Annotated in this window: 26 protein-coding genes and 1 riboswitch; of the genes, 5 read left to right on the plus strand and 21 right to left on the minus strand. The window is 56.5% G+C overall.

What is annotated here, in order from left to right; genetic code table 11:
* Positions 1 to 661: 661 nt before the first annotated feature.
* The 7 genes from OCA8868_RS05380 to OCA8868_RS05410 all read right to left on the minus strand — a co-directional run bounded on the left by OCA8868_RS05380 (position 662) and on the right by OCA8868_RS05410 (position 7,754).
* Complete coding sequence (locus OCA8868_RS05380) at positions 662 to 2,056, minus strand: FGGY-family carbohydrate kinase (RefSeq protein WP_093995567.1); 1,395 nt, start codon at positions 2,054 to 2,056, stop codon at positions 662 to 664.
* Positions 2,053 to 2,367, minus strand: a complete 315-nt coding sequence (gene rhaM / locus OCA8868_RS05385) for an L-rhamnose mutarotase (RefSeq protein WP_179214788.1) — start codon at positions 2,365 to 2,367, stop codon at positions 2,053 to 2,055. Before rhaM ends, OCA8868_RS05380 begins: the two co-directional genes overlap by 4 nt.
* Complete coding sequence (locus OCA8868_RS05390; RefSeq protein WP_093995568.1) at positions 2,367 to 3,347, minus strand: ABC transporter permease; 981 nt, start codon at positions 3,345 to 3,347, stop codon at positions 2,367 to 2,369. Before OCA8868_RS05390 ends, rhaM begins: the two co-directional genes overlap by 1 nt.
* Positions 3,344 to 4,324 (minus strand): ABC transporter permease, encoded by a 981-nt coding sequence (locus OCA8868_RS05395; protein WP_093995569.1) that lies wholly within the window; start codon positions 4,322 to 4,324, stop codon positions 3,344 to 3,346. Before OCA8868_RS05395 ends, OCA8868_RS05390 begins: the two co-directional genes overlap by 4 nt.
* Entirely contained in the window at positions 4,321 to 5,844 is a 1,524-nt protein-coding gene (locus OCA8868_RS05400) for a sugar ABC transporter ATP-binding protein (RefSeq protein ID WP_093995570.1), read from the minus strand. The genes OCA8868_RS05395 and OCA8868_RS05400 overlap by 4 nt, the downstream gene beginning before the upstream one ends.
* Positions 5,845 to 5,915: 71 nt before the next feature.
* Positions 5,916 to 6,908, minus strand: coding sequence for a rhamnose ABC transporter substrate-binding protein (gene rhaS, locus OCA8868_RS05405; RefSeq protein WP_093995571.1), 993 nt, complete (start codon positions 6,906 to 6,908; stop codon positions 5,916 to 5,918).
* Between the two features lie 39 nt (positions 6,909 to 6,947).
* Entirely contained in the window at positions 6,948 to 7,754 is an 807-nt protein-coding gene (locus OCA8868_RS05410; protein ID WP_093995572.1) for a DeoR/GlpR family DNA-binding transcription regulator, read from the minus strand.
* Between the two features lie 184 nt (positions 7,755 to 7,938).
* Between OCA8868_RS05410 and OCA8868_RS05415 the strand changes: the two genes are divergently transcribed.
* From OCA8868_RS05415 to OCA8868_RS17000, 3 genes are all read left to right on the plus strand, one after another.
* A complete protein-coding gene (locus OCA8868_RS05415) occupies positions 7,939 to 10,041 on the plus strand; it encodes a bifunctional rhamnulose-1-phosphate aldolase/short-chain dehydrogenase (protein ID WP_093995573.1) in 2,103 nt (700 codons plus the stop codon).
* A gap of 11 nt (positions 10,042 to 10,052) precedes the next feature.
* The gene (locus OCA8868_RS05420) at positions 10,053 to 11,288 is read left to right on the plus strand and encodes an L-rhamnose isomerase (protein WP_093995574.1); all 1,236 of its coding nucleotides are present in this window, start codon (positions 10,053 to 10,055) and stop codon (positions 11,286 to 11,288) included.
* 515 nt (positions 11,289 to 11,803) lie between these two features.
* On the plus strand, positions 11,804 to 12,286 hold the full coding sequence (locus OCA8868_RS17000; protein WP_093995575.1) for a TniQ family protein: 483 nt from the start codon (positions 11,804 to 11,806) through the stop codon (positions 12,284 to 12,286).
* A 486-nt stretch (positions 12,287 to 12,772) separates the two neighbouring features.
* Here the strand turns inward: OCA8868_RS17000 and OCA8868_RS05430 are convergent, their stop codons facing one another.
* From OCA8868_RS05430 to OCA8868_RS17005, 14 genes are all read right to left on the minus strand, one after another.
* Complete coding sequence (locus OCA8868_RS05430) at positions 12,773 to 13,516, minus strand: ABC transporter permease (protein ID WP_093995576.1); 744 nt, start codon at positions 13,514 to 13,516, stop codon at positions 12,773 to 12,775.
* Entirely contained in the window at positions 13,513 to 14,166 is a 654-nt protein-coding gene (locus OCA8868_RS05435) for a TenA family protein (protein ID WP_093995577.1), read from the minus strand. The genes OCA8868_RS05430 and OCA8868_RS05435 overlap by 4 nt, the downstream gene beginning before the upstream one ends.
* A complete protein-coding gene (locus OCA8868_RS05440; protein ID WP_370737983.1) occupies positions 14,163 to 14,864 on the minus strand; it encodes an ABC transporter ATP-binding protein in 702 nt (233 codons plus the stop codon). The genes OCA8868_RS05435 and OCA8868_RS05440 overlap by 4 nt, the downstream gene beginning before the upstream one ends.
* Complete coding sequence (gene tenA, locus OCA8868_RS05445) at positions 14,861 to 15,529, minus strand: thiaminase II (RefSeq protein WP_093995579.1); 669 nt, start codon at positions 15,527 to 15,529, stop codon at positions 14,861 to 14,863. Before tenA ends, OCA8868_RS05440 begins: the two co-directional genes overlap by 4 nt.
* Positions 15,526 to 16,461, minus strand: a complete 936-nt coding sequence (locus tag OCA8868_RS05450; RefSeq protein ID WP_093995580.1) for an ABC transporter substrate-binding protein — start codon at positions 16,459 to 16,461, stop codon at positions 15,526 to 15,528. The genes tenA and OCA8868_RS05450 overlap by 4 nt, the downstream gene beginning before the upstream one ends.
* 10 nt (positions 16,462 to 16,471) lie before the next feature.
* Positions 16,472 to 17,428, minus strand: coding sequence for a HesA/MoeB/ThiF family protein (locus tag OCA8868_RS05455; RefSeq protein WP_093995581.1), 957 nt, complete (start codon positions 17,426 to 17,428; stop codon positions 16,472 to 16,474).
* Complete coding sequence (locus OCA8868_RS05460) at positions 17,425 to 18,021, minus strand: thiamine phosphate synthase (RefSeq protein WP_093995582.1); 597 nt, start codon at positions 18,019 to 18,021, stop codon at positions 17,425 to 17,427. Before OCA8868_RS05460 ends, OCA8868_RS05455 begins: the two co-directional genes overlap by 4 nt.
* Positions 18,018 to 18,788, minus strand: coding sequence for a thiazole synthase (locus OCA8868_RS05465; protein ID WP_093995583.1), 771 nt, complete (start codon positions 18,786 to 18,788; stop codon positions 18,018 to 18,020). The genes OCA8868_RS05460 and OCA8868_RS05465 overlap by 4 nt, the downstream gene beginning before the upstream one ends.
* A gap of 1 nt (position 18,789) precedes the next feature.
* Positions 18,790 to 18,987 (minus strand): sulfur carrier protein ThiS, encoded by a 198-nt coding sequence (thiS, locus tag OCA8868_RS05470; RefSeq protein WP_093995584.1) that lies wholly within the window; start codon positions 18,985 to 18,987, stop codon positions 18,790 to 18,792.
* Positions 18,965 to 19,945, minus strand: a complete 981-nt coding sequence (locus tag OCA8868_RS05475; RefSeq protein WP_093995585.1) for an FAD-dependent oxidoreductase — start codon at positions 19,943 to 19,945, stop codon at positions 18,965 to 18,967. The genes thiS and OCA8868_RS05475 overlap by 23 nt, the downstream gene beginning before the upstream one ends.
* On the minus strand, positions 19,942 to 20,721 hold the full coding sequence (gene thiD / locus OCA8868_RS05480) for a bifunctional hydroxymethylpyrimidine kinase/phosphomethylpyrimidine kinase (RefSeq protein WP_093995586.1): 780 nt from the start codon (positions 20,719 to 20,721) through the stop codon (positions 19,942 to 19,944). The genes OCA8868_RS05475 and thiD overlap by 4 nt, the downstream gene beginning before the upstream one ends.
* A 56-nt stretch (positions 20,722 to 20,777) precedes the next feature.
* Positions 20,778 to 20,881, minus strand: a riboswitch (TPP riboswitch).
* A 9-nt stretch (positions 20,882 to 20,890) separates the two neighbouring features.
* Positions 20,891 to 21,058: a hypothetical protein gene (locus OCA8868_RS16610; protein WP_179214790.1), complete on the minus strand. Its 168-nt coding sequence runs from the start codon at positions 21,056 to 21,058 to the stop codon at positions 20,891 to 20,893.
* The gene (locus OCA8868_RS05485) at positions 21,055 to 21,417 is read right to left on the minus strand and encodes an ArsR/SmtB family transcription factor (RefSeq protein WP_093995587.1); all 363 of its coding nucleotides are present in this window, start codon (positions 21,415 to 21,417) and stop codon (positions 21,055 to 21,057) included. The genes OCA8868_RS16610 and OCA8868_RS05485 overlap by 4 nt, the downstream gene beginning before the upstream one ends.
* 12 nt (positions 21,418 to 21,429) lie before the next feature.
* Entirely contained in the window at positions 21,430 to 21,882 is a 453-nt protein-coding gene (locus OCA8868_RS17005) for an SRPBCC domain-containing protein (RefSeq protein ID WP_370737984.1), read from the minus strand.
* On the opposite strand from OCA8868_RS17005, the gene OCA8868_RS05490 reads away from it, so the two are divergent.
* Together OCA8868_RS05490 and OCA8868_RS05495 are read left to right on the plus strand one after the other, a co-directional pair.
* Positions 21,766 to 22,476: an MATE family efflux transporter gene (locus OCA8868_RS05490; protein ID WP_370737985.1), complete on the plus strand. Its 711-nt coding sequence runs from the start codon at positions 21,766 to 21,768 to the stop codon at positions 22,474 to 22,476. The two genes, OCA8868_RS17005 and OCA8868_RS05490, sit on opposite strands and share 117 nt — an antisense overlap.
* The gene (locus OCA8868_RS05495) at positions 22,473 to 23,336 is read left to right on the plus strand and encodes an IS1595 family transposase (protein ID WP_093995589.1); all 864 of its coding nucleotides are present in this window, start codon (positions 22,473 to 22,475) and stop codon (positions 23,334 to 23,336) included. Before OCA8868_RS05490 ends, OCA8868_RS05495 begins: the two co-directional genes overlap by 4 nt.
* The last annotated feature ends 32 nt before the right edge of the window (positions 23,337 to 23,368 follow it).

A 23,368-nucleotide genomic window follows, 5' to 3' on the forward strand; every position in this document is an offset into this window, starting at 1 on the left:
TTTTCAGTTACTTACTGGATTCACGACTTTCTTCAGTTCATCATGTCAGTGCCATAGGCAGCCTCGCTGCCGCGGGCTTGCTTTGCTCGCTTGTTTGTTCCCTAAGTGTTCCCATCGGCTCCGGAGCCTTTTCATATTCAATTGTCGAACCAGAACGGTTCAGGCCTTTGGTGCAACCGGGCCGAGAGATTCCGCCCTGCGAACGGCACGGAGCTGCTACAATCATCTCGCGGGCGACATGGGTGTACGACTCTTCGATGCACTCTTTGAACGTGGCTATCTACCGAGAGCAGGTGTGGACCTAAGACTAACCGATGCAGGACGCGATTTTTTTACAGATTTTGGCATCGACTTTTTCAGCCCTGGATAAGAAAACATCCCCGATGTACCGGAAGTGCTTAGACTGGAGCGCGCGCAGATATCACTTATCGGGCAATCTTGGTCGCGCGATCCTCGATAGGTTGATATATCTGAACTAGGCCGTTCGTGACACCAACAGCCGAGCGATCATCTTCACGAAAAGAGGCAAAGGAGAGCGGCACCCACAGACACACCATGTCATTCGCTGCATCTGCCAACAGGCTTAGCCTTCAATCCGAAAGGCGACATTCAGAAACGTTGCCGCGGATTTTCTAAACGACCTGACCGGGCAAGCACCGAATTACTTCAGATCACCATCTGCTCGATATGCAGCGACTTTTGACTTCCAAGACGTAGCATATCTAAAAAGTGGGTCATTGATCGGAAGATAGGTTCGTCGCTGATCCATCGACGGGGCGCGTGAACCTGCGGGCAAAGCAAGAAGGGCTGCCCCTTCGCTGGTGCCTGTTGTCCCGCCCGCCGCCTCGACCGTGCAGTTGGTTGCCGTTCCGAGCATGGTACAAAAGCCTGGGTTTCCGGCAAAGGGCCCCTCTACGATCACAGGGCCGTTGTGCCCCGTCAGGGCCAAGCATTCGGCCGTCATCAGCGCCAGATAAAAGGCCGTCGCCACAGTGCGTTCGATGCTGCCAATGGGTGGTTCGGTACCAACCCACTCGGCTCGGCGGTTTTGAAACGGCCCGCTCTCTGGGATGATTGACGGCAAGAGCATCGGACCGTTTTGGGCCACAGCCATGATGTCGTCTTCAGTGTATTCGACTGCGTCGCCTTTAAGGATCGTGTTATATTCCCGCCCGCCCATGAATCGGGCGGACGGTACAGGATCACCTAAAGCATTGACGTTGATCAAGGTATCGCGTGTGGGATCAAGGCGGGCTTGATCGCCTCCGACGCTCATGGCGATGACCCAGGTGCCCGTCGATACAACTGAAAAAGGAGCAGATTGCCGCAAAACATGGGGTAGCAGCGACGCATTTGAGTCGTGGATTCCACAATAGACAGGGGTTGCCGGATCAAGGCCTGTGCGCACGACAACGCCGGGAAGAAGGGTTCCCAGGATGTCCGAGCATTTGCGAGGTTTACCGATCAGGTCTGCGATGTTCAGATCGAGGACAAGGTCTGAGAATGACCCCTCATGCGGGTTCCAAAGGTCGGTATGACACCCAAGTGAGCTTACATCACAGGCGGTGACACCCGTCATCCGGTAGCCCCAGTATTGCGGATAGGTGACCAGCGCTGCTGTTCGATCCCGCAATTCGCGATCTTCGCGGAACTGCCAATAAAGTTGCGCACCTAGGTTGAGCCCCATGGGCAAGCGCGGTGCGCCTGTTTCTTCGAATCGCGGTCTTATGGCATCATAATCCGCCGCAACGGCATTCGGCCCGTCGTGTTCATAATCGAGGATAGGTGCTGCGAGCCTTCCGTCATGACCGACCAAGGCAGCACAGGCGCCGTGTGTGGTGATCGAGATGGCGTTGATGCCGTGGCTTTGGTGAAACTGGGCCATCGCATCCAACAAGAACTCCCAGATACCGTCCACGTCGAAATGAGGCCATGGCGGGCTGGGGAGGACCGTATTCGGACGTTTGACAACGGCCAATTCGTTCAGTGTGTCCATATCGACCAACGCGAGTTTGGCGTTGGTCTTGCCGATGTCGATGACGGCTACATGGGTCATGGCTTATGAAAAACAGGTGTCAGAGGGACGGCGATGGGTTCATTGTCGGGCTTGGTTTCCATGATGTCGGCCATATGGGCCCACCATTTCTGCATGATGGGGTGATCGCGTAGGCTGTCCATCGTGTGGTTGTCACTGCGCCACAGCACCCCAAAGAGGATGTTGGTGTCTTCATCCAGGTGGATCGAATAGTCCGAAACGCCAGCTGCTTGCAGCAGCGTAACAAGCTCTGGCCAGATTTCATCGTGACGTTTCTTGTACTCGTCCTGGCACCCTGGGTTCAAATGCATTTTGAAGGCATACTTTTCCATCAACGGGTCCTCCACATGCTCCACAGACGGGGCAGCGCAATAACGCCGATCAGCAGGCCACCGATGACGATGGACATCACAATGCCTGGCACATTGAGCAAGCCAAGGCCAAACGTGACGAGGCCCATAACAAAAGCGGCTATAACAACACCGGGAATCGACCCCGATCCGCCAAGGATGTTGACGCCGCCGAGGACGACCATCGTAACGATCTCCAATTCCCATCCTGTCGCGATGGAGGGGCGTGTGGATCCAAGGCGTGAGGTCAGGCAGACCGCCGCGATGCCTGACATGAGCCCCGTCAGCAAAAACAGAATGAACTTCACTCGACCCACTCGGATGCCGGAAAACAGTGCGCCGGTAGGGTTGTTGCCGATCGCATAGACCGCGCGGCCAAAGTTGGTCATGTGCAGGATGACGCCGTAGATAACTGCGATGATCGCAAACAGCACGAATTCAAACGAGATCACCCACCAGACATAGCCCTGTCCGAAAAAGGCAAATTCGGGCGGATAACCGCGATAGGCCTGATCCCCAAGGATGATAAAGCTGATGCCGCGAAACAGTGACATAGTGCCGATGGTTACAACAATGGACGGCAGACCAAGACCGGTGACAAGAATCCCGTTGAACGCGCCGCAGACAAGCCCTGTTGCCAACCCGATCAGAACCAGCCCTTCGGTGCCCACGCCCATTTGAACCGCTGCCCCCATCGCGGTGGAGGCCAGAGCGATGATGGACGCAACCGACAGATCAATCTCGCCCGAGATAATCAACAACGCCATGGCAAAAGCGATCATGGATTTTTCGGTGAAATTGAACGTCGCATCGCTTAGGTTCCATGCGTTTAGGAAGTAGGGCGAAGCGAAGGAATTAGCGACAAAGATACCAATCGCCACCAGCAAAAGAAGGCTTTCCCAGCTTTTGAGTTTTCGTTCCAGCGGGGATTGCAGGCGGTCGGGGATGCTGCGCGTGGTCATGCGGCGTGCTCCGCTTTCTTAAGGATGATGCGGCCCGTCGTGCGGTTGGCCTGGGCGTTGACGATCACGGCGATGATGATCGCCCCACCCGAGATAGCCATTTGCGAGAATGGCGAGATGTTCACGACCGGCAGGGCATTGGCGATGATGCCAAGAAACAACGCGCCCAGCAGGGCCCCAAAAACGGTGCCAATGCCCCCCATGATCGACACTCCGCCGATCACACAGGCGGCCACTACGGTCAGTTCAAACCCGCCTGCGACATCCACGTAGGCCACTGCAAAGCGCGAGACCCAAAGGTAGCCCGTTAGTCCGGCGATGGCACCGGAGATGGTGAAGGCCCAGAACTGCGTTTTGCCCACATTGATGCCCGCATAGGTCGCCGCATGGGGGTTGCCGCCTGCTGCATAGAACGCGCGGCCGAGCGATGTGCGGGTCATGACGATGGTGAAAACGATCACAGCGACGACGGCGATCCAGCTGAGAATCGGAAGGCCCAGCAGGTCCGTACGGGGGATGGATTTGAAGGAATCCGACATCTCGTGGCTGTTGACCCATTTGCCTTCGGTCAGAAGGAAGATAACACCGCGAAAAATGGTCATCGTGCCCAGTGTGACAACGATGGGTGGGATCGCCAGCTTCCAGACCAATATGCCATTGAACATGCCTAATAGGGTGCCAAAGCCGATAGCGATGAGCACTATGAAGATCACTGGCAGGTCAGGAGCGGCGATGTTGATCAGCGATACGACCATGCCTGTCAGCGCAAGGTTTGCCGCGACAGACAGATCGATGCACTTGGTCAGGATCACGATCATCTGCCCAATGGCCAAAAGGATCAGCGGTGAGGTGTCATTGAAAACGCTCAACAGGTTCGACGGGACCACAAAGGCTGGAAACCGCCATGCAATGATGCCCAAAAGAACGGCAATCGCCAGCATCAACAAGGCTTCGCGAGAGGCAATGAGTTTGGTCATGCGTGAATCTCCGTGACACCTGCCGCGTGGCTGACCAGCACTTCAGGGCTGATATCTTCGCGGCTCAATTCGGCGGCAATCCGGCCTTCGCGCATAATGATCACGCGGTCAGCCATGCCAACAATTTCGGGTATTTCAGAGCTGACCATGATCACCGCCAATCCTTGGGCAGCCAGTTCGGCCATAAATTCGTGCACGGCGGCTTTTGATCCGATGTCGATGCCCTTAGTGGGCTCGTCCAGTATGATCACCTTGGGTTCGGTCGCTAGCCATTTTGCGATGACGACCTTTTGTTGGTTGCCGCCCGACAGGCTGCCCACATGGGTATCAAGCGATGCGGCCCGCAGATCCAACCGTTCAGTGTATTCCCGTGCCAGTTTGAATTCTTCCGCCATTTTCAGAAACCCCTTGCGGGAAGTCTGTTTTAGGGAAGGTAGGGTCACATTCTGAAAAATGGGGAGATCGACGATCGCACCTTGATTACCGCGGTCTTCTGGCACGTAAACAATACCATTGGATACCGCATCGGCGGGTGAACGGATGCTCGCTTCGGCCCCGTTCACACGCACCGATCCAGCGGAAGGTTTCGTGGTGCCAAACAACGCCTGCATAAATTCCGACCGGCCCGCGCCCACGAGGCCATAGAAGCCAAGGATTTCACCCCGTTTGAGCGTGAAGCCGATATCGGCAAATTCTGTGGGGTGGTCATAGCCGGTGACCGACAGCACTTCGGCCCCTAAATTGCGGTCGCGTTCGGGGAAGATCTGGCTGACATCACGGCCAACCATCATTTTGACCAATTCGGCTTCGGTCACATCGGCAATCGCGCCGTCGCCCACCATCTGGCCGTCACGGAAGACGGTGTAATTGTCGGCGATGCGGAAAATCTCATCAAATTTGTGGCTGATGAACAGGATCGCTTTGCCTTGGGCCTTCAGGCCATCTACCAGCTCATAAAGCTCGTCGATTTCGGCGTGGCTCAGGGCGGCGGTGGGTTCGTCCATGATCACCACGCGCGCGTCGACGGACAGGGCGCGGGATATGGCGACCAGGTGTTTGTTGGCGGTGCCCAGCTCCTTGAGCGTGGCGCTTGGATCAATCTTCGCGCCCAGCCCGTCCAGTATCTCTTGCGCGCCCTTGCGCATGGCGCGGGTGTCAATCAGGCCGAATTTACCTTTCGGCGCGTGGCCCAGAAAAATGTTTTCGGCCACGCTGAGTTCGTCAAACAACACGGTTTCCTGATGGATTGCCGTGACACCTGCATTTTCAGCCGTTTGCGGGGCGGGGAACTGAACGGGCGCGCCATCTACGCGGATTTCTCCGCCGTCGGGCTGATAGATGCCAGTCAGCGTTTTCACAACTGTTGACTTTCCCGCGCCGTTTTCACCGACAAGAGCAGTGACCTTACCCGCATAAAGATCCAGGGAAACCTCGGACAGTGCGCGCACCCCGGGAAAGGTTTTTGTCACCTTTGAAAGGGACAGAATGGGGGCGTCAGATGGGGACACGTCGGGCCTCATGTGCAGGTCGGAATTCAAAAATGGGGAGAGAGTGGGTCTGGCGCAGGCAAGCCGCGCCAGACCCGTTGACATCAGAAGATGTCTTTGAACTGGTCGATGTTGGAGCTGTCATAGGTGAACGGGTCTGCCATGGCGGCGCTGCCAGTGTCATCAAGCGTGATAGACCCCATCCGGCCCATCGGTATTTCTCCGCTCGGGTCGGTTCCAGTGGCGAGGGAATGGGCGATCATCGTCGCCGAGTAGCCCAGATCAATCGGGTTCCAGATAGCGAAGCTTTCGGTCGCGCCGCTTTCCACGCAGCCTGCCATTTCTGACGGTAGGCCAAGGCCTGTGACGTTGATCTCACCAATTTTGCCAGCGTCCGACACGGCCTGACAGGCGGCGAGGATGCCCACGGTCGTCGGCGCGATGATCGCCCCGAGGTCTGGGTGGGTTGCCATCAGGCCTTGGGCTTCGCGGTAGGACTTGTCCGACAGGTCATCGCCATAAACCGTGGCCACCAGGTCGATGCCGGGGTAGTTTGGCAGAACCTCTTCTGCCGCAGCAATCCAAGCGTTTTGGTTGGTCGACGTGGTCGTGGCCGACAGGATCGCGACTTCGCCACCATCAGGCATGTGGTCGGCTGCTAGCTTGATGATTGTATTACCAATCAAGGGCGTTGAGGACGGGTTGAGGTGCATCATCCGACCCTCTTCGGCAACGCCAGAGTCCCAGCTGATGACGGTGATGCCTCGGTCCATGGCACGTTTGAGCGCGGGGACTACCGCATCGGGATCATTGGCAGAGATCGCAATGGCATCGACACCTTGCGCGATGAGGCTGTTGATCACCTCAATCTGGCCTTCGGCGGTTGTGTCTGTCGGGCCGGTGTAGATGATCTCGACGTTGCCCAGCTCTGCTGCGGCTTCCTCGGCGCCTTCTGCGGCAGCTTCAAAGAAGCCGATGCCAAGGGCCTTGACGACAATCGCGATGCGCATGTCATCTTGCGCCATTGCTGTTGTACCCATCATGCCCGCAGCCATGCTGAGGCCTGCGACAAGTGAAGTGAAAGTACGACGTTTCATTTTGGTTCCTCCCTGAAAGTACGTTTGGTCGTTGAGCGGTTAAGAGGCCGCCTCATCCTCAGCCTGTCCGGCGCCCGTTTCGGCGACGATCAGGGTAATTTCTGCGGCATCCAGCATGGCAGCCGCCTTGTCGGATATGCCATCGTCGGTGATGACCGTGTCGATCCGCGACAACGGGCACAGCACAAGGCTCGATCGCTGTTCGAATTTGGAACTGTCCACGAGCACCACAAGTTCATCTGCCTGGCCGATCAGTTTTTGTTCGGCCTGGATGAGGAGAGGGTCCGCCTCCATCAACCCCAACGGTCCAAGGCCCTGCGCGCCCATGAACATCCGGCGCGCATAAAAGTTGCGGGTCACGTCATTATCAAAGGGCGACAGAATGATGTTCTGCTCGCGATAGATTGCACCACCTGACAATATGATCGTGTTCTTGGAATGCTTCAGCAGATGTTCTGCAATCGGAAAGCTGTTGGTGAAGATCTGGCATTGGCGGGACGCCAGCGGATGCACCATTTGGAAAGTGGTCGTACCGCCGTTGATGATAATCGGGTCGCCATCCTCGCAAAGTTCAACCGCAGCGCGGGCAATCGCCTGTTTTTCGCGGCTGCGCAGGATTTCGTTCACCGCAAACGGCCGGCCTGCGAGGCCCACGAACTGCGGGGGCGTGATGGCTTTGGCTCCACCACGCACGCGGCGCAGCTTATTTTGCATGTGAAGGGTGGAGATGTCCCGCCGGATCGTCGCCTCGGAAACACCTGTCAAACCGCAAAGGTCCACGACGGTCACGACAGGTCTGTCCTGTACTGCAGATAGAATTATCCTGTGGCGCTCAGTCTCGTGCATTTTGTCCTCCCACGATCATCGTTGTTCAGATTCGGGTCACCTGTCAATCATTTTCAATCACAAACACTCATTTTGCATCGTAGTATGATTGAATGTGATCGTTTGTGATTGACAACATGCCCCTGTATACGCAGCTTACTGTCATAGTCAGAGGGCGCGGTCGTGCGCCTGCAGGGAGGAAAAGATGTTGAAAACCGCCGAAAAGCAGCTGCTTGAAAACCGTTGGTCCGACGTGGATGCGGCCGGAATGAGCGAATCGGAACTGCTGCTTTACCGCTCCAACATCCTTGGTTCGGACAAGCGGGTGACCAATTATGGCGGCGGAAACACATCCGCTAAAGTGATGGAAACGGACCCTTTGACCGGTGAGCAGGCCGAAGTTTTATGGGTCAAGGGATCGGGCGGCGACATCGGGTCGATCAAGATGGACGGCTTTTCGACCCTGTATATGGATAAGCTGCGTGCGCTGAAGGGGCTCTATCGCGGGGTGGAATTTGAGGACGAGATGGTGGGTTACCTGCCCCATTGTACGTTCAACCTGAACCCGCGCGCGGCCTCTATCGATACGCCTCTGCACGCCTATGTACCGCGCACCCATGTGGATCACGTTCATGCGGATGCGATCATCGCAATCGCGGCCTCGGCCAATTCTGAAGAACTGACCAAAAAGGTGTTCGGCGACCGGATCGGCTGGCTGACGTGGAAGCGGCCCGGCTATGAATTGGGGCTTTGGCTTGAGAAATTCTGCCTTGAGAATCCCGAGGCTGACGGAGTTGTTCTGGCAAGCCACGGTCTTTTCACGTGGGGCGATACGGCGAAAGACTGCTACGATACGACCATCGACGTGATCAACGTGGCCACAGAATGGTTGGCACAAGAAACGGGAAGCTCACTTGCCTTCGGGGGCGCAAAGCACCAAAGCCTCGACCAAGCCGCTCGCCGCGCTGTCGCCGCGCGCTTGATGCCCGCGATCCGTGGTTTCGTCAGTGGCAATCAGCATATGGTTGGGCATTTCAACGACAGCGATGCGGTGCTGGAGTTCGTAAATGCAAAAAGCATGGAGCCGCTGGCGGCCTTGGGCACATCTTGCCCAGACCATTTCCTGCGGACGAAAATTCGCCCTCTCGTGGTTAATTTCGATCCTGCAAAGAACAACATAAACGAGGTGTTGGAGGGTCTTCCCGAGCAGATTGCAGATTATCGCGACGACTACACCGCCTACTACGAGCGCTGCAAACACGGCAACAGCCCCGCCCTGCGTGATCCCAATGCCGTGGTCTATCTGGTGCCCGGCGTGGGCATGATCACCTTTGCCAAGGACAAAGCGACGGCGCGGATCAGCGGCGAATTCTACGTCAACGCGATCAACGTGATGCGCGGCGCATCCGCTGTCAGCGAATATCAGGGCCTGCCCGAACAAGAGGCATTCGACATTGAATATTGGCTTCTGGAAGAGGCCAAGTTGCAGCGCATGCCTAAGCCCAAATCATTGGCTGGCCGTGTGGCGCTTGTAACAGGCGGTGCCGGGGGCATCGGGTCCGCCACCGCTGAACGCTACTTGCAGGACGGGGCCTGCGTGATGTTGGCCGACATCAATGACGAAGCACTGGCCTCAACATTGGATATTCTGTCAGGGCAGTTTGGGTCTGACGTCGTGCGTCAAGTGAACATGGACGTGACCAATGAAAACGCGGTCACAACCGCCTATGCCGAGATCGCGGTGGAGTTCGGCGGCGTCGATATTCTTGTTTCCAATGCAGGGATCGCCTCCTCGGCACCGGTTGAGGACACCAGCCTCGATCTGTGGAACAAGAACATGGACATCCTCAGCACCGGCTATTTCCTGGTCAGCCGCGAAGCGTTCAAAGTGATGCGGGTACAAGACATGGGTGGCGCGATCATCTTCGTGGCGTCCAAAAACGGGCTAGCAGCATCGCTCAATGCGTCCGCCTATTGCACGGCCAAGGCGTCTGAGATCCACCTTGCGCGCTGTTTGGCTTTGGAGGGTGCGGAGGTCGGCATACGCGTCAATGTGGTGAACCCTGACGCAGTGTTGCGCGGCTCCAAGATCTGGGAAGGCGACTGGCTGGAACAGCGCGCAGGCACCTACGGCACCGATAAAGACGGGCTGGAAGAAATGTATCGCAAGCGGTCCATGCTCAAACGCTCCGTCCTGCCCGAAGACATCGCCGAGGCCGCTTATTTCTTCGCCGCTGATACGTCGGCAAAGTCCACAGGCAACATCATCAACGTGGACGCTGGCAACGTTCAGGCATTCACGCGTTAGGAGGGGGCGGAATGAGCTATGACAGCGCAAAGGCCCAATTCGCGGATTGGGGTATCGACACCGAAACCGCCATCGAGCGCCTGAAAACCATCCCAATTTCCATGCATTGCTGGCAAGGCGATGATGTTGTGGGGTTTGAGCAGAAAACAGGAGCGTCTGGTGGCGGCATTCAAGCCACGGGAAACCACCCCGGCCGTGCCCGCACCCCCGACGAATTGCGGGCCGATCTTGAATTTGCCTATTCTATGATCCCAGGGTCGCACCGTCTGAACCTGCACGCCATGTATCTGGACACTGACGAGACCCCCGACAGGGACGAGATAGAATACAAGCATTTCGCGCCCTGGGTCGATTGGGCCAAGGAGCAGGGACTCGGGCTTGATTTTAACCCAACCTTCTTCGCCCATGCCAAAGCTGACGATAACCTGACGCTCTCGCACCCCGATCAAGGCATCCGTGACTTCTGGGTCGAACACGGACAGCGGACCCGCGAAATTGCCGCTCGGATGGGGGCGGAGTTGGGCACAATTTGCGTGAACAACATATGGGTGCCGGACGGGTATAAGGACACGCCCGTTGATCGCATGGCCGCTCGTCGCCGTCTTGAAGCGTCCATTGATCAGATGATCGACCCGTCACAGGACAGGGCCCACATGCGGGACGCCGTCGAAAGTAAGCTCTTTGGCATCGGGGTGGAAGCCTGCACAGTCGGCAGCCATGAATTCTACATGGGCTATTCCATGAAGAACGACACCGTGCTGTGCCTCGATATGGGCCATTTCCATCCGACCGAAAACGTGGCCGATAAGTTGAGTGCGGCATCGCTGTTTGTAGATGAAATCCTGCTGCACGTCTCTCGCCCCATGCGTTGGGACAGTGACCATGTGATCCTGCAAAGTGATGATGTGCTGCAGATTGCGCAGGAGCTGGTGGCCTCTGACTTGCTGGACCGGACGTACATTGGCCTCGATTTCTTCGACGCCACGATCAGCCGCACGGCGGCATGGGTCATCGGGACGCGCAACATGCAAAAGGCGCTATTGCGTGCCTTGCTCATGCCGCTTGACCGACTTCGGCCTGCAGAAGACGCTTTGGATTTCACCGAGCGCTTTGTTGTCACAGAAGAATTGAAAGACCTCCCGTTTGGACAGGTTTGGGATGAGTTCTGCGCGCGGATGAGTTGCCCATCAGGTCTGCATCTGATCAATCAACTCGAAGACTATCAGGGATCTGTTTCCGGGCGGTGATGGAATGATCAGTTTCGCGTCGAAAACGCGTTGGCATGCGCAATGTAAGTGGCATTCGTAACCGCGTGAGAACTTCTGTGGTCAATCATGATTTTGGTTCGGCTGTGATGTTGGGTCAGGCCACATATCTAGAACATGACTGTCGTAGCAGGTTCATCTGGTCCCCGGTCAGCCAGAAATGCCCGCTCGTCACGTTCCCTGATTGCTTGGGAGCTTGAATTAGGCAGCCCGGACAGCCTCAGGACGATCTATGGGTCTTGAGCCTCAGTGTTCGTGCCGTAATGGCTAGAGTAAACTGTCCGCGGAAAGCGCGGGCGCTCGAAGCCTGTTGAACTCCTGAATTTTGCTACTCCAGCGAAGGTTCGGTTTGACGGGCTGCACTGCAGTGATCGTCAATCCAGTTGAGCGGCCGGCAACACGCGGGTCGTTCTTTAGGGCAAACTGATCAAACAGAAGGGCCCTAAGAAAGCGTGGGTGACGTCGTGAATAATGGACGACTGGGGCTAACTCTTCCTATGGGAGAGCATGAGCCAGCGGTGACATATGCCTCCCGAATAGCAGCTTTGAACGGTTGTAATAGTCTGTGGTCATTCGGCGCTTTAACCGGCCTGTCGGCCCTGAAATTGGGGCAAGGGGACCAGGATACACCTAGCCGTTTGTCTGATCTCACAGGGACGGATCGCTCTGAATTGGAAAGGTTCACTCCAATCACCATGACACGGGCGGCAAGAAGTTTAGGCGGGCAGGTGTTCCCCAACAAAGACATCAAAATCCAAACGCAGCATATTTGCCTTATATGCATATTGGATAGTTCTATCGATCGTGAATTGTACTTCGCCGCACCTCGCGTGTTTTGGTATTTGGACTTCGTACGCACGTGTCCAAAGCACGGTCTATTACTCGTACCATTCTTTGATGCTGTTCTACTGCGCATCACAGATGTCCGACGCATGGCCAAAAACGGGGCACTTGAATGGCAAAGGCCGGACCAAAGTTAGTGGATACAGCGGACCTTCGTCTCAGGGTTCCTCAAAGGCTGCTGCGCGGACTTTGTCGACATTGACGTTTGGCTTTGTTGCCGACGCAGCTTTCGGTTGCAGTTGCAGCACGTAAAACGCTGCGTTGCAGAAGATGTCGCCAGACCGGTCGTTCGCAAGCGTCGTTCTGACAAGAACCGAGACAGTCCTTTCGCCGCGCCATGCCTTGGCTCGAAAGTTGCGAGACCAAGCTGGCTTTTGCAGTTGCAGCTATTGCTCATGCAGCATTTGCCGCGCACTCGCGGCGAGTTCATAGTTGCATCGCAGCGCAAGTCACCGTACCGGTCATTCGCGGCCGTCATTTTGGTCAGAACAGAGACCGTACCTTCGCCGCAGTAAGGTCGGACAAGCAAGTCGCGGACAGAGGTGTTTTTGGCTTTTCCATCTTCGCTGATGCTGCATTTGTAATTAGACCAGTCAATGAAAGCGGCTTTCAGTGTGAGCCAATCAAGACCCTTCCGGCCGATCTAGTGTCTTTTCGCACACTTTATTCACAGCTGTGTGCAGCAGGATAGTCAAAACCGCGAGCACGATCAGGGCAGCAAACATCAGATCGGTTTTGGCGCGGCCATTGGCCAAAAGCATCAGGTAACCCAAGCCTTTCGAGGCCCCGACCCATTCCCCAATGATCGCACCAATCGGTGCATAAACAGCCGCCAACCGCAGGCCAGATGCGAAGCCGGGCAAGGCAGCGGGCACTCGGATATGCCACATGATGCGCGCTGGACTTGCCCCCATCACCTTAGCCAAACCGATCCAATCACGGTTCGTCCGCATAAGCGCGTCAAAAAAGGACGAGGTCACTGGAAAGTAGATGATGATCAGGGCCATCGTGATCTTGGACCAAAGCCCAAAGCCCAACCAAAGTGTCAAAAGTGGTGCGAGTGCAAAGACTGGCACCGCTTGGCTGAACACCAAAATGGGCCGCACAAGCGCGCGGGCGGTTGGCCATGCGACCAGCGAGATGGCAGAGATAAACCCAAGTGCTGCGCCCAATGCGAGGCCGATAAGCACTTCGGCCATCGTGATGACAGCGTGTTCTGCCAACAGCGCGCGGCTTTCCCAAATTGTTTGCACGGCCAACGCGGGCGGCGGCAGAATGAAGCGTGCGACACCCGTGCTCCAGATCACCACCTGCCACAGTGCCAGCACCAGACAGGTTGCTGCAATGCCTGCGCGCCAACCGGTCACTTGGCGACCGTAAAGCCAGCCCAGGATGCATCAAAGAACGCACGTTCTAAGCGCACCGCTTGCGTGAAGGTCGCGGATACCTCTGCGCGCGCGGTATCATCCAGCGTTTCCCAAACAATATCGAGCTGGCCACGCAAATAGGCGACGACCTGCGTAAAGCCTTCGCCTGAGTGAAGAGTAACCCACTCACCGAACCAAAACGGCAAATCATCTGCGCGGTCGTCAAACGGCGTAGCCCAATCAAGGTAAATCCATTCCGCAACCACGAGGACCGAAAGCATGATCTCATAACGCCCAGATTGCCGTGCTTGATCCATCAGTTCTTGGAGGGCGCGCGTTTCAGGCGCGGGCTTGGCGGTTGATGTGACCTCAAGCGCCTCAAATGAGCGCAGAAAATAAGTGTTTTCGGGACCACAAATCAAACCCAAAAACTGCGCTGCGGGAACCGCGTCTGCTAAAGTGGGCGCGTGCACTACGGCAGATCCAAGGAGCCGCACAAAACCTTCGACAAAGAGATAATCCTGTTGCAGATAACCTGCCATCTTTTCTTGGCTTAGTGTGCCATCCGCCAAGGCATCGGTGAATGCGTGGTGCGTTGCGACCTTCCAGTCTTCAGCGGCAAGCGATTGTAGATATTGGCTGGCACTCATGTCGGTCTCCGAAGTTGGTCAAAAAGATCTGTCTGCGCTCGCAGCACATCTGGTGCGCTTATTTCGCGCGGGATCGGAGTTGTGGGGGCGGTTACGTTGACAAGCCCTGACGGCGTCATGATAAGGATTGTCTGGCCCAATCGCGCCGCCTCATTCGGGTCATGCGTGACCAGCAACACGGTGTGGCCACTCAACAACTCAGCAGTCAGTTCCTGCATTTGTGCACGGGTCAAAGCGTCGAGCGCCGAGAATGGTTCATCCAACAAGACAACCGCGCGGTCTTCCATCAAAGTGCGCGCTAAAGCAACGCGTTGGCGTTGACCACCTGACAGGGCCGAGGGAAATTTGTCAGCATGATCAGCCAATCCAACCTGCGCCAGTCTATCACGTGCGCGGCCCTTGTCTGGACGGTCCCCCCGCAGGCGTGCGCCGACCAATACGTTGTCCAATACGTTCAACCAAGGCAGCAACAAATCCTGCTGCGCCATCATCGCAACGCGACCGGGAACGCTAAGGTCTCCAGTAAAGGTAACACCCTCTGCCAGACCGGCAAAGAGGCGCAACACGGTGGATTTTCCCACCCCACTTGCCCCCAGCAGGCAGGTCCAGCTGTCCGGTGTCAGGGTCAAATCGAGCTGTGAAAAGATCGCCGTCCCATCAATCGCCGCTGATCCTGTCATCCGCTGTGGTTGGTTCACGGATTTAGCCCCATGTCCCAAAACCCAATTTCCAACTGTGTGGCCATCGCAAACCGCGCCTGAAGTGCGGCCCAACGCGGGCTGGCCATCGGATCGTTGCCCAAACGCCGCGCAATGGCCCCGTCAATGAGCACGCCTACATCGTGGCAAACCTGCTGATACTCGGCGCTTGCATAAGTGTTGATCCACTCTGCGTAGCTGTCAGAGGTCTTGGTTGCTGCTAAATGGCTGCCAATTTCACCATAACCCATGACACAGGGTGCCAAAGCAGCCAGCAAATCCAAGAGATCGCCGGAATGACCCGCGTCCAGAACATAGCGAGTGTAGGCTAGATTTTCTTGGCGTTCTTGCGTGGCAAACAGTGTAGCCTCATCAATACCAGCTTCCGCGCAGGTCTTGATGTGTAGCGCGATTTCCTCGTTGATCAGCCCGTTCACAGTGCCCGCGGCCAAGCGCATTTCCTCAACCGTATCGGCCTTGGTGATGGCTAAAGCCCAAGCTCGCGAAAAGTGGATCAGAAAGACATAATCCTGTTTGAGGTAATGCAAGAAGGCGTCGTGCGGCAGGGTCCCGTCACCCAAACCCCGCACGAATTTATGGAGCGAATATGCTGGCCAGGCGGGGGCGTTATCCCGCCAGACCGCAAATGTGTTGCCGTACTTCATTCCGCACCCAGATCCACGGCAAGCGCCGAGACGGAGCGCGTGCCCTCTACAAGACCGCTCTCGGACAGGAAGGCTTCGAACCGTGTGTAGCGACCTTCATCCAACGCTTCGGGACGCAAGGCGAAACGGGGAAGCGTATCAACCCATGCCTTTGCGTTCAGTGCATCGTCCAGTTCAGGTGCGTAGCCTTTGAAAAGCGCCCATGATGCTTCCGGGTTATTGACGATGTATTGTGTCGCCAGTTCTGTCGCACGTAAGAAACGGCGGACTTGATCCGTATCCATCCGGTCAGGGTTGGCCACATAGATCAATTCGTCGTAGGTCGGCACACCTTCTTCTTCAACATAGAAACAGCGCCCTTCGACGCCCTCAATTTCCATCTGGTTCAACTCAAAATTCCGGTAAGCACCGATAACCGCATCGACCTGTCCCGACATCAGAGACGGGCTGAGCGAGAAGTTCACATTGACCATCTCGACATCATCCAGCGCAACACCGTGGCGGCCCAACATCGCAGATAAAACGGCTTCTTCGACACCGGCCACGGAAAAGCCGATTGTGCCGCCTTTCAGTTGGCTGATCTCTTGAATAGGGCCGTCTTTGAGTACCAATAGACAGTTCAGCGGCGTCGCTATTAAAGTGCCGACCCGAATAAGTGGCAGACCTTCTGCGACATGCAAATGCTGACTTGGTTGATAGCTGACGGCAATATCACCTTGACCAGCTGCGACCAGTTTAGGTGGGGCGGACGGATCGGCGGGGGCGATAATCTCAACTTCAAGCCCTTGCTCGGCGAAATAGCCCAGCTCTTCGGCCACGATGATTGGCCCGTGATCGGGGTTGATAAACCAGTCCAAAAGCAAGGTCATCTTGTCTTGGGCCAAGGCCGGTGTCGCGACCAGTAGTGCCGCGGCGGTGATGAGGTGTTTCATATGGGTCTCCTTACCCTCCGAGCGCGAGGAGTTTGATCTCGCCCTGCCAGTGTTGTGAAAGCCGGTCCGCTGCCTGCCAGGCACGAAGGCCCGATCGACATGCCAGAACGGCGCGTTGGTTTTCGTGTGGTGTGGGGCCATCTGGTCCAAAATCGGAAACGACATGGCGTGTTGCGTGCGTCAGGTCAGGGCCCGGCTCACCCTGCGCGCGCAGGTCGATCAGAAAATCGGTTCCGGCAATGTCGCGTGGGGTAATGAAGGCGGGGTTCGGCACGGGATCAGCAGCCGTGTCAAAGCGGAACCCGCCAAACCGTAGCGTGGCGGCATCATAGGTCACAAGCTGCCCCAAACCTTGCATATCGCCTGTCAGGACCGCCATTGCCATCTGCGCCTGAAGACTACCGATCACACCGACACTTGGCCCCAGCACGCCATCCGTATCACAAGACCCAAGCTGGTCCGGCAGATCTGGAAAAACAGCACGCAGACCAGGTTTGCCGCCGCAAAAGCCACCGACATATCCGTCGCGACCGACCACGCTGGCGCTGATCAGCGGTTGGCCAGTTGCAAGGCAATGATCGGACCCAATATAGCTGACCGCGAAACTGTCTGCACAATCAAGGATCAGCGTCATGCCCTGACTAAGGGCTGTAATGTTCGCTGGATCGACGCGCTGGTGAATGGGTTCAACTGTGGTGTCAGGGTTCAATGCGGACATCGCCGTGGCAATCACTTCGACCTTTGGCAAGCCGATATCCGCCTCCCGGAACAGCGTTTGGCGGTGCAGGTTGGACAGGCTTATGACATCTGCATCCGCAAGTCGGATATGTCCGACGCCCGCGCCCACGAGGTATTGCATTACAGGCGCCGCCAGACCGCCGCCGCCGATGACAAGTGCTGACGCGCTTGAAAGGCGGGCTTGCACGCCTTCCCCCAAGACTGCCGTTTGGCGGGTATAACGGCTCATCCGCAGACCTCAAGCCACTCCTTAACGCGGCCCTCAGGATCGTCGTGCAGCGTAATATCTGTAACTGCCGAGACAACATCCGCCCCGGCATCAAAAGCCCCATGTGCGCGGTCCGTTCTCATTCCGCCAATGGCGACAAGAGGGATATCACCCACACGATCTTTCCACACGCTGAGTTTCTCAATACCCTGCTGATGCCATTTCATCTTTTTCAGGATCGTCGGATAGATCGGTCCAAGCGCGATATAGTCAGGTGCCAACGCCAGCGTGCGGGCCAGTTCGGCCTTATCATGGGTCGAGATACCAAGCTTGAGACCTGCTGCACGGATCGCCGCAACATCCGCCTCATCAAGGTCTTCTTGGCCCAGATGGACCCAGTCGCAGCCCAGCTCGATTGCCAGCTGCCAGTGATCATTGACCACCAGCACCGCCTCATGGACCGTGCATAGATCACGGGCTTTGGTCAACTGAGCGCGCAGTTCGTCTTGGGTTTTGTCTTTGAGGCGCATTTGCACCAGCTTTACCCCCAAAGGCAGCATGCGCCGCAGCCACGCCACATCGTCAAAAATCGGGTAAAAACGCGGTAACGTCATAGCATGGCCTTTCCAAAGACGGGTGTCGACGGGGCCGCCATATCGCGCGCGTCCATCGGGTCGGCGCGGGCGGCCAGCGCGCCAGCTTCTACGGCAAGGCCAAAGGCCTGCGCCATCGCAGCAGGATCGCCCGCCTTTGCAACGGCGGTGTTCAACAAGACGGCGTCATAGCCCAGCTCCATCGCGTGGGCGGCTTGGGACGGCAGGCCGAGACCCGCATCGACGACCAAAGGAATGTCGGGAAAATGCGCCCGCAAGCTGCGCAACCCGTAGATGTTATTTAGGCCCAGCCCTGTGCCGATGGGCGCGCCCCATGGCATCAAAACTTTGCAGCCAACCTCAACCAGCCGTTCGCACAGCACTAGATCTTCGGTGCAGTAGGGGAAAACCTCAAATCCGTCCCCCGCCAGTTGTGCCGCGGCTTCGATCAGACCGAAGGGATCAGGTTGTAAGGTATCGGCGTGGCCGATGACCTCAAGCTTGATCCAGTTGGTGTCGAACAGCTCCCGCGCCATCTGTGCCGTGGTGATGGCCTCGCGCACGGAATAGCAACCTGCCGTGTTGGGAAGCACCGCAACGCCCAGATCGCGGATCAACGCCCAGAAATCCTGCCCCGCCTGATCGCCACCAGCTTCGCGCCGCACAGACACCGTCGCGATCCCCGCACCGGAAAGGCGAAACGCATCCGCCAGAATTGCAGGCGACGGGTATTGCGCGGTGCCCAGCATTAGTCGGGATGTCACTTCGGTGCCATAAAATGTAGGCATTCTATCCTCCTTGTCGGGGGGCGACGATTTCGACGCGATCCCCCTCGTGCAAGCTGTGATCTGTGCGCTGATGCTTGGGCACAAACGCCTCGTTGACCGAAGTGGCCACCTTGGCCTCGCCCTTTCCAAGGTCCTCCAGCAGCGCCGCTAGCGTGGACGCGCCGATCTCAAGTGTCTCACCGTTCACGATGATCTTCATACCAAACCTCCGGTATCTTGCCGTTCAGCACCAAATCCGCCGTCATCTGCGCCAATGCAGGCGCAAGCAGAAAACCGTGCCGAAACAGGCCATTTGCGTAAATCACATCCCCAATCCGCCGAATACGTGGCTGGTTGTCTGGAAAGGCGGGCCGTGCATCGACGCCGATCTCCAGCAGCTCTGCCTCGCCAAACGCCGGGTGCAGGGCGTAGGCCGCATACATCAGTTCCATTGCGGACCGCAGGGTGGCGCGGGTGCGCTCGCCCGTTTCAATCTGGGTGGCACCCAGCATGAAAACACCGTCGCCGCGAGGCACGATATACAGTGGGAACCGCGGATGTAGCAGCCGGACGGGGCGCGAAAGTGTAATGTCAGGGCAGCGCACCACAAGCATCTCGCCTTTCACGCCGCGCAAATCTGTGAGGGTGTCACGGGCAGCAAGGCCACGGCAGTCAATCACCCGGCCCGCAATATCAGTGCCAAAACGCACGCCTCTTTGTTTTAACCTGGCATGCAGAGCAGTGAGAGTCGCGCGGGGGTCAAGATGCCCCTCATCTGCCAAAAACAGCGCCTTGGAATAGCGTTCAGCCAGATGCGGCTCTTGGTCAGCGATCTGCGTTTTGGACAGAGATGTCGCGGTCGGCGCACGGCGTGCAAAGGTTGCCAGATCGCTTTGATCGCGACTAAGCGCGACAACAAGCGTGCCCTCGTGATGCACGGTGCCTCCTTGGCTTTCCCACCATCTTGCGGCTTTGCGGCCTTGGCTCACGATCTCGGGCTCTGCGCTCACCCCTTCGCAATCGGGCGCCAGCATGCCGCCGGCCCACCAAGAACAGGCATGATCGCCAGGCGCGCTTTTGAGATCAATGACCGTGACCTGCGCGCTGCGTGACGACAGTTCGGCAGCCATGGCAAGGCCACACACACCGCCACCAATGATGGTGAAAGGGCCGCTCATTTCCAAAGCGCGTGAAAGTGGTGAACAGGCCCATGGCCTTGTCCAACGTGCAATTTATCCGCATGCAAGATCGCGTGGTATAGCCACGTGTGGGCACGCGATACCGCATCGTTCAAAGCCATTCCCTGCGCCAAGCCCGCAGCGATGGCCGAAGAATAGGAACATCCTGTGCCGTGGGTGTTGCGAGTGTTCACACGTGGGGCCGAAAAGTCCTGTGTTCCCGTTTGCGAGACAAGATGATCGGTGCAAGTCTCTCCGTCTGCATGTCCGCCTTTCATCAAAACCGCACCGACGCCAAGTTCCAGAAGGGCGTTCGCCTGTGACTGCGTGCTGCCCTCGCCAACCAGTTTCGCCGCTTCGGGTAGGTTAGGTGTAAGCAGGGTCGCGCGTGCGAAAAGCGACGATTTCAAAGTATTTATCGCGCTATCGGCCAGCAGCGTATCACCTGATTTAGCAACCATCACTGGATCAAGTACAACTGGCCCATCATAGCCCGCCAGCGCATCCGCCACCGCTGCAATCAGCGACGGTGTCCCCAGCATCCCGATCTTGATCGCGTCAATCTGGATGTCATCCAGAACGGCCTTGATCTGCGCCGCAACGACGTCTTCCGGGATCGGATGGATGGCTGTAACAGCTTTCGTGTTCTGTGCGGTAACCGCCGTCACAACCGAAGCAGCATATACACCCATCGCCGAAAACGCCTTGAGGTCCGCCTGAATGCCAGCCCCACCACTAGAGTCGGACCCAGCAATCGTTAACGCCTTAGCTGCCATGTCGTGGCCCTTGGTTTAGGGGGCAGGATGGTAAAGGGCGCAGGCCATAACGGGTGCAAGGTCCGCAAGCTGTTCCCTCCGCCGGTCCTAACCGGTTCAGGTTCAATGGGTTTGCAGCTTGTGCATCTCAGCCCGGATATGGGCACCCCAACAGATATTGAAAGTACGATTAACTTGATCGCACAGACGCGTCAAACGGATAGTCTTGACCCACTACCAGATCATTCGAAGCAGGGTGGTACCATTCCCCCAACTTGTCTTTGTCGACAAGGAAGAGCCATACGTTTTGCGGTTCGGATTTGATGAACACTGAGCTGACGATTGTTTGGCGCGTCATTTCGACTTTCTTTCTGGCCTTGCCTTTTCTTCGGCCTCGACAACCTCTTTCAACTTGTTCAGGCGCTCTTCCCAGAACTCGTGGAAATGCCGGAGCCAATTGTCGATTCTCTTGAGCCCCAAAGGCTCAAGAGAATTAAGACGCTCTCGGCCAATCTTCCGGACCGAGATCAACCCACCTTCCTCAAGAATAGTGAGATGCTTTTTGATGGCTGTTCGCGTGACACTGTATTGCTCTACAATGTCACCGATTGTCATATCCTCCTCCGAAAGCTGGACAAGAATTGATCGTCGGGTCGGGTCGGACACGGCTCTGAAAACTGCCTGTTGTTGCGCTTGATCCGGTTGGGTGAGTTGCATCTGAGGTTCGCCTTATACAGCCTGCAGAGAAGTAAAGGGCTTTCCCTGTCCGGTGGCAAGATAGCCTTTCAAGCTGTCGAGGAAAAAGAAATCCCAGCCTTGCGCGCAGATATCGAAACACTCCAGAGCTTCATTCAGCCCATCATGGGTCATAGTGATTTTTGCGCCAGAGGGATGCGGCTCAATCGCCCAGATGATATTTGTGCCAACCCACTCGTTAGGTGTCTGGACTTCTGGGTGCAACAGATTGGCTTGTGTACATTTCCAGACAATCTCGTATCCAGCTTCGTTATAGTCTGGGGTTGCAGTGCGAAACGATTTCTTGGTCTCTCCGAACCCAATCGTGAAATGGTCGCGTTCAAAGGAAACCTCGTTGCTCCACCACAATTTGATTTGGCCAGTAAGCGCATCGTAGACCTGTTCGGGGTTGCGCTTGGGTCTGCCGCCATCATCATCTCGCTGCAATGGGTTGGGCAGCCTGGCTATGCCGACACGATTACGGCCTATGGCATCATCACCCGAGTTATGACTTTTGTCTTCCTTCCGCTATTGGGGTTGTCCTTTGCGATGCAGACGATCACCGGGAACAATTATGGGGCGAATTTGTGGTCGCGCTCTGATGCGAGTCTGAAGATGGCGCTCGGGATTGCGTTGCTGTATTGCGCCGCCATGCAAGCCGTTTTGATGATACCCCCTGGTCAAATCGCGCGTGCCTTTGTAGACAGCGAACCTGTCATATCCGAAGTCACGCGTATCCTGCCTGTTTTGACCATCGCGTTTTTCCTTGCCGGACCGTTGATGATGGTTGCCACCTATTTTCAGGCCATTGGATCGGCGGCGAAAGCGGCGGTTCTTGGGTTAAGCAAGACCTATTTGTTTGCAATTCCGCTGACCTTCTTGCTGCCAATTTGGTTTGGAGAAAGCGGCATTTGGTTTGCAGGTCCAATTGCAGAAGTGGCCTTGCTGGTGCTCACCTTTGGCGTGCTTTTGACGACTGCAAAAAGAAAGGGGTGTATCCCCTTGACATACGGTAAGGCAAAACCTATCTATAATGCATGAAACAGACAAATGTACGCCAGTTCTTTCAGCAGTTCCCTACAGACGAAGCTTGCCTTGAGCATTTGTTCAACGTCCGCTTCGGTCAGGGGCATGAATGCCCTAAGTGTGAGCGTGCGGCTAAGTGGTATCCACTCAAGTCAGAGAAGGCGTTTTCCTGCCAGTGGTGCGGCCACCACATCCACCCAATGGTGGGTTCAATCTTTGAAAAGAGCCGCACACCGTTGCAGCTTTGGTTCTACGCAATCTTTCTTTTCACCACGACACGCAACGGAGTGGCTGCGAAGGAATTGCAGCGTCAACTTGGCGTCACCTACAAGACCGCGTGGCGCATGGCGCACCTCATCCGCGAACATATGGCCGGAATTGATGGTGACGGAATGCTAAGTGGCACGGTAGAAGTCGATGAGACCTTCGTAGGCGGCTATGAAAAGGGTGCGCAGGTCGGCAAGGGCAAGGCTGTTGTGCTGGGAATGCTAGAGCGCGACGGTGAGTTGGTCACTGAGGTCATACCAGATCGTAAGGGCGGCACACTGGCCCGTCACGTTGTGGATCACGTCGAGTTCGGGTCTGTCGTCAATACGGACGAGCATCGCGGGTACAACTCTCTTGCAGGTGCCTATGACCACAAGACAGTGAACCACTCACAAGGCCAGTATGTCGGTGATGCTGGCGAGACGACAAACTCAATCGAAGGGTTCTTTGCTCAACTCAAGCGCACCATCGCTGGCACTCACATTTATGTTTCAGACAAGCACCTCTGGAAGTACGCCAAGGAATGTGAATACCGCTTTAATCGTCGGATGAAGCCGGAATCGATGTTGGCTGAGTTGCTTTCTCGCTTCCCTGAGTTGGACGCTTAATCAGCGCATCAAGCTTGTCGAGGTCGCCGTCT

The sequence above is a fragment of the Octadecabacter ascidiaceicola genome, assembly GCF_900185015.1.
Classification (GTDB): domain Bacteria; phylum Pseudomonadota; class Alphaproteobacteria; order Rhodobacterales; family Rhodobacteraceae; genus Octadecabacter; species Octadecabacter ascidiaceicola.

Excerpts from the sequence above, each read along its gene's own strand:
- OCA8868_RS05380 (WP_093995567.1), bottom strand. The coding sequence starts at position 2,056 with ATGACCCATGTAGCCGTCATCGACATCGGCAAGACCAACGCCAAACTC.
- rhaM (WP_179214788.1), bottom strand. The coding sequence starts at position 2,367 with ATGGAAAAGTATGCCTTCAAAATGCATTTGAACCCAGGGTGCCAGGAC.
- OCA8868_RS05390 (WP_093995568.1), bottom strand. The coding sequence starts at position 3,347 with ATGACCACGCGCAGCATCCCCGACCGCCTGCAATCCCCGCTGGAACGA.
- OCA8868_RS05395 (WP_093995569.1), bottom strand. The coding sequence starts at position 4,324 with ATGACCAAACTCATTGCCTCTCGCGAAGCCTTGTTGATGCTGGCGATT.
- OCA8868_RS05400 (WP_093995570.1), bottom strand. The coding sequence starts at position 5,844 with ATGAGGCCCGACGTGTCCCCATCTGACGCCCCCATTCTGTCCCTTTCA.
- rhaS (WP_093995571.1), bottom strand. The coding sequence starts at position 6,908 with ATGAAACGTCGTACTTTCACTTCACTTGTCGCAGGCCTCAGCATGGCT.
- OCA8868_RS05410 (WP_093995572.1), bottom strand. The coding sequence starts at position 7,754 with ATGCACGAGACTGAGCGCCACAGGATAATTCTATCTGCAGTACAGGAC.
- OCA8868_RS05415 (WP_093995573.1), top strand. The coding sequence starts at position 7,939 with ATGTTGAAAACCGCCGAAAAGCAGCTGCTTGAAAACCGTTGGTCCGAC.
- OCA8868_RS05420 (WP_093995574.1), top strand. The coding sequence starts at position 10,053 with ATGAGCTATGACAGCGCAAAGGCCCAATTCGCGGATTGGGGTATCGAC.
- OCA8868_RS17000 (WP_093995575.1), top strand. The coding sequence starts at position 11,804 with ATGGGAGAGCATGAGCCAGCGGTGACATATGCCTCCCGAATAGCAGCT.
- OCA8868_RS05435 (WP_093995577.1), bottom strand. The coding sequence starts at position 14,166 with ATGAGTGCCAGCCAATATCTACAATCGCTTGCCGCTGAAGACTGGAAG.
- tenA (WP_093995579.1), bottom strand. The coding sequence starts at position 15,529 with ATGAAGTACGGCAACACATTTGCGGTCTGGCGGGATAACGCCCCCGCC.
- OCA8868_RS05450 (WP_093995580.1), bottom strand. The coding sequence starts at position 16,461 with ATGAAACACCTCATCACCGCCGCGGCACTACTGGTCGCGACACCGGCC.
- OCA8868_RS05455 (WP_093995581.1), bottom strand. The coding sequence starts at position 17,428 with ATGAGCCGTTATACCCGCCAAACGGCAGTCTTGGGGGAAGGCGTGCAA.
- OCA8868_RS05460 (WP_093995582.1), bottom strand. The coding sequence starts at position 18,021 with ATGACGTTACCGCGTTTTTACCCGATTTTTGACGATGTGGCGTGGCTG.
- OCA8868_RS05465 (WP_093995583.1), bottom strand. The coding sequence starts at position 18,788 with ATGCCTACATTTTATGGCACCGAAGTGACATCCCGACTAATGCTGGGC.
- thiS (WP_093995584.1), bottom strand. The coding sequence starts at position 18,987 with ATGAAGATCATCGTGAACGGTGAGACACTTGAGATCGGCGCGTCCACG.
- OCA8868_RS05475 (WP_093995585.1), bottom strand. The coding sequence starts at position 19,945 with ATGAGCGGCCCTTTCACCATCATTGGTGGCGGTGTGTGTGGCCTTGCC.
- thiD (WP_093995586.1), bottom strand. The coding sequence starts at position 20,721 with ATGGCAGCTAAGGCGTTAACGATTGCTGGGTCCGACTCTAGTGGTGGG.
- OCA8868_RS16610 (WP_179214790.1), bottom strand. The coding sequence starts at position 21,058 with ATGACGCGCCAAACAATCGTCAGCTCAGTGTTCATCAAATCCGAACCG.
- OCA8868_RS05485 (WP_093995587.1), bottom strand. The coding sequence starts at position 21,417 with ATGCAACTCACCCAACCGGATCAAGCGCAACAACAGGCAGTTTTCAGA.
- OCA8868_RS05490 (WP_370737985.1), top strand. The coding sequence starts at position 21,766 with ATGGTCGCGTTCAAAGGAAACCTCGTTGCTCCACCACAATTTGATTTG.
- OCA8868_RS05495 (WP_093995589.1), top strand. The coding sequence starts at position 22,473 with ATGAAACAGACAAATGTACGCCAGTTCTTTCAGCAGTTCCCTACAGAC.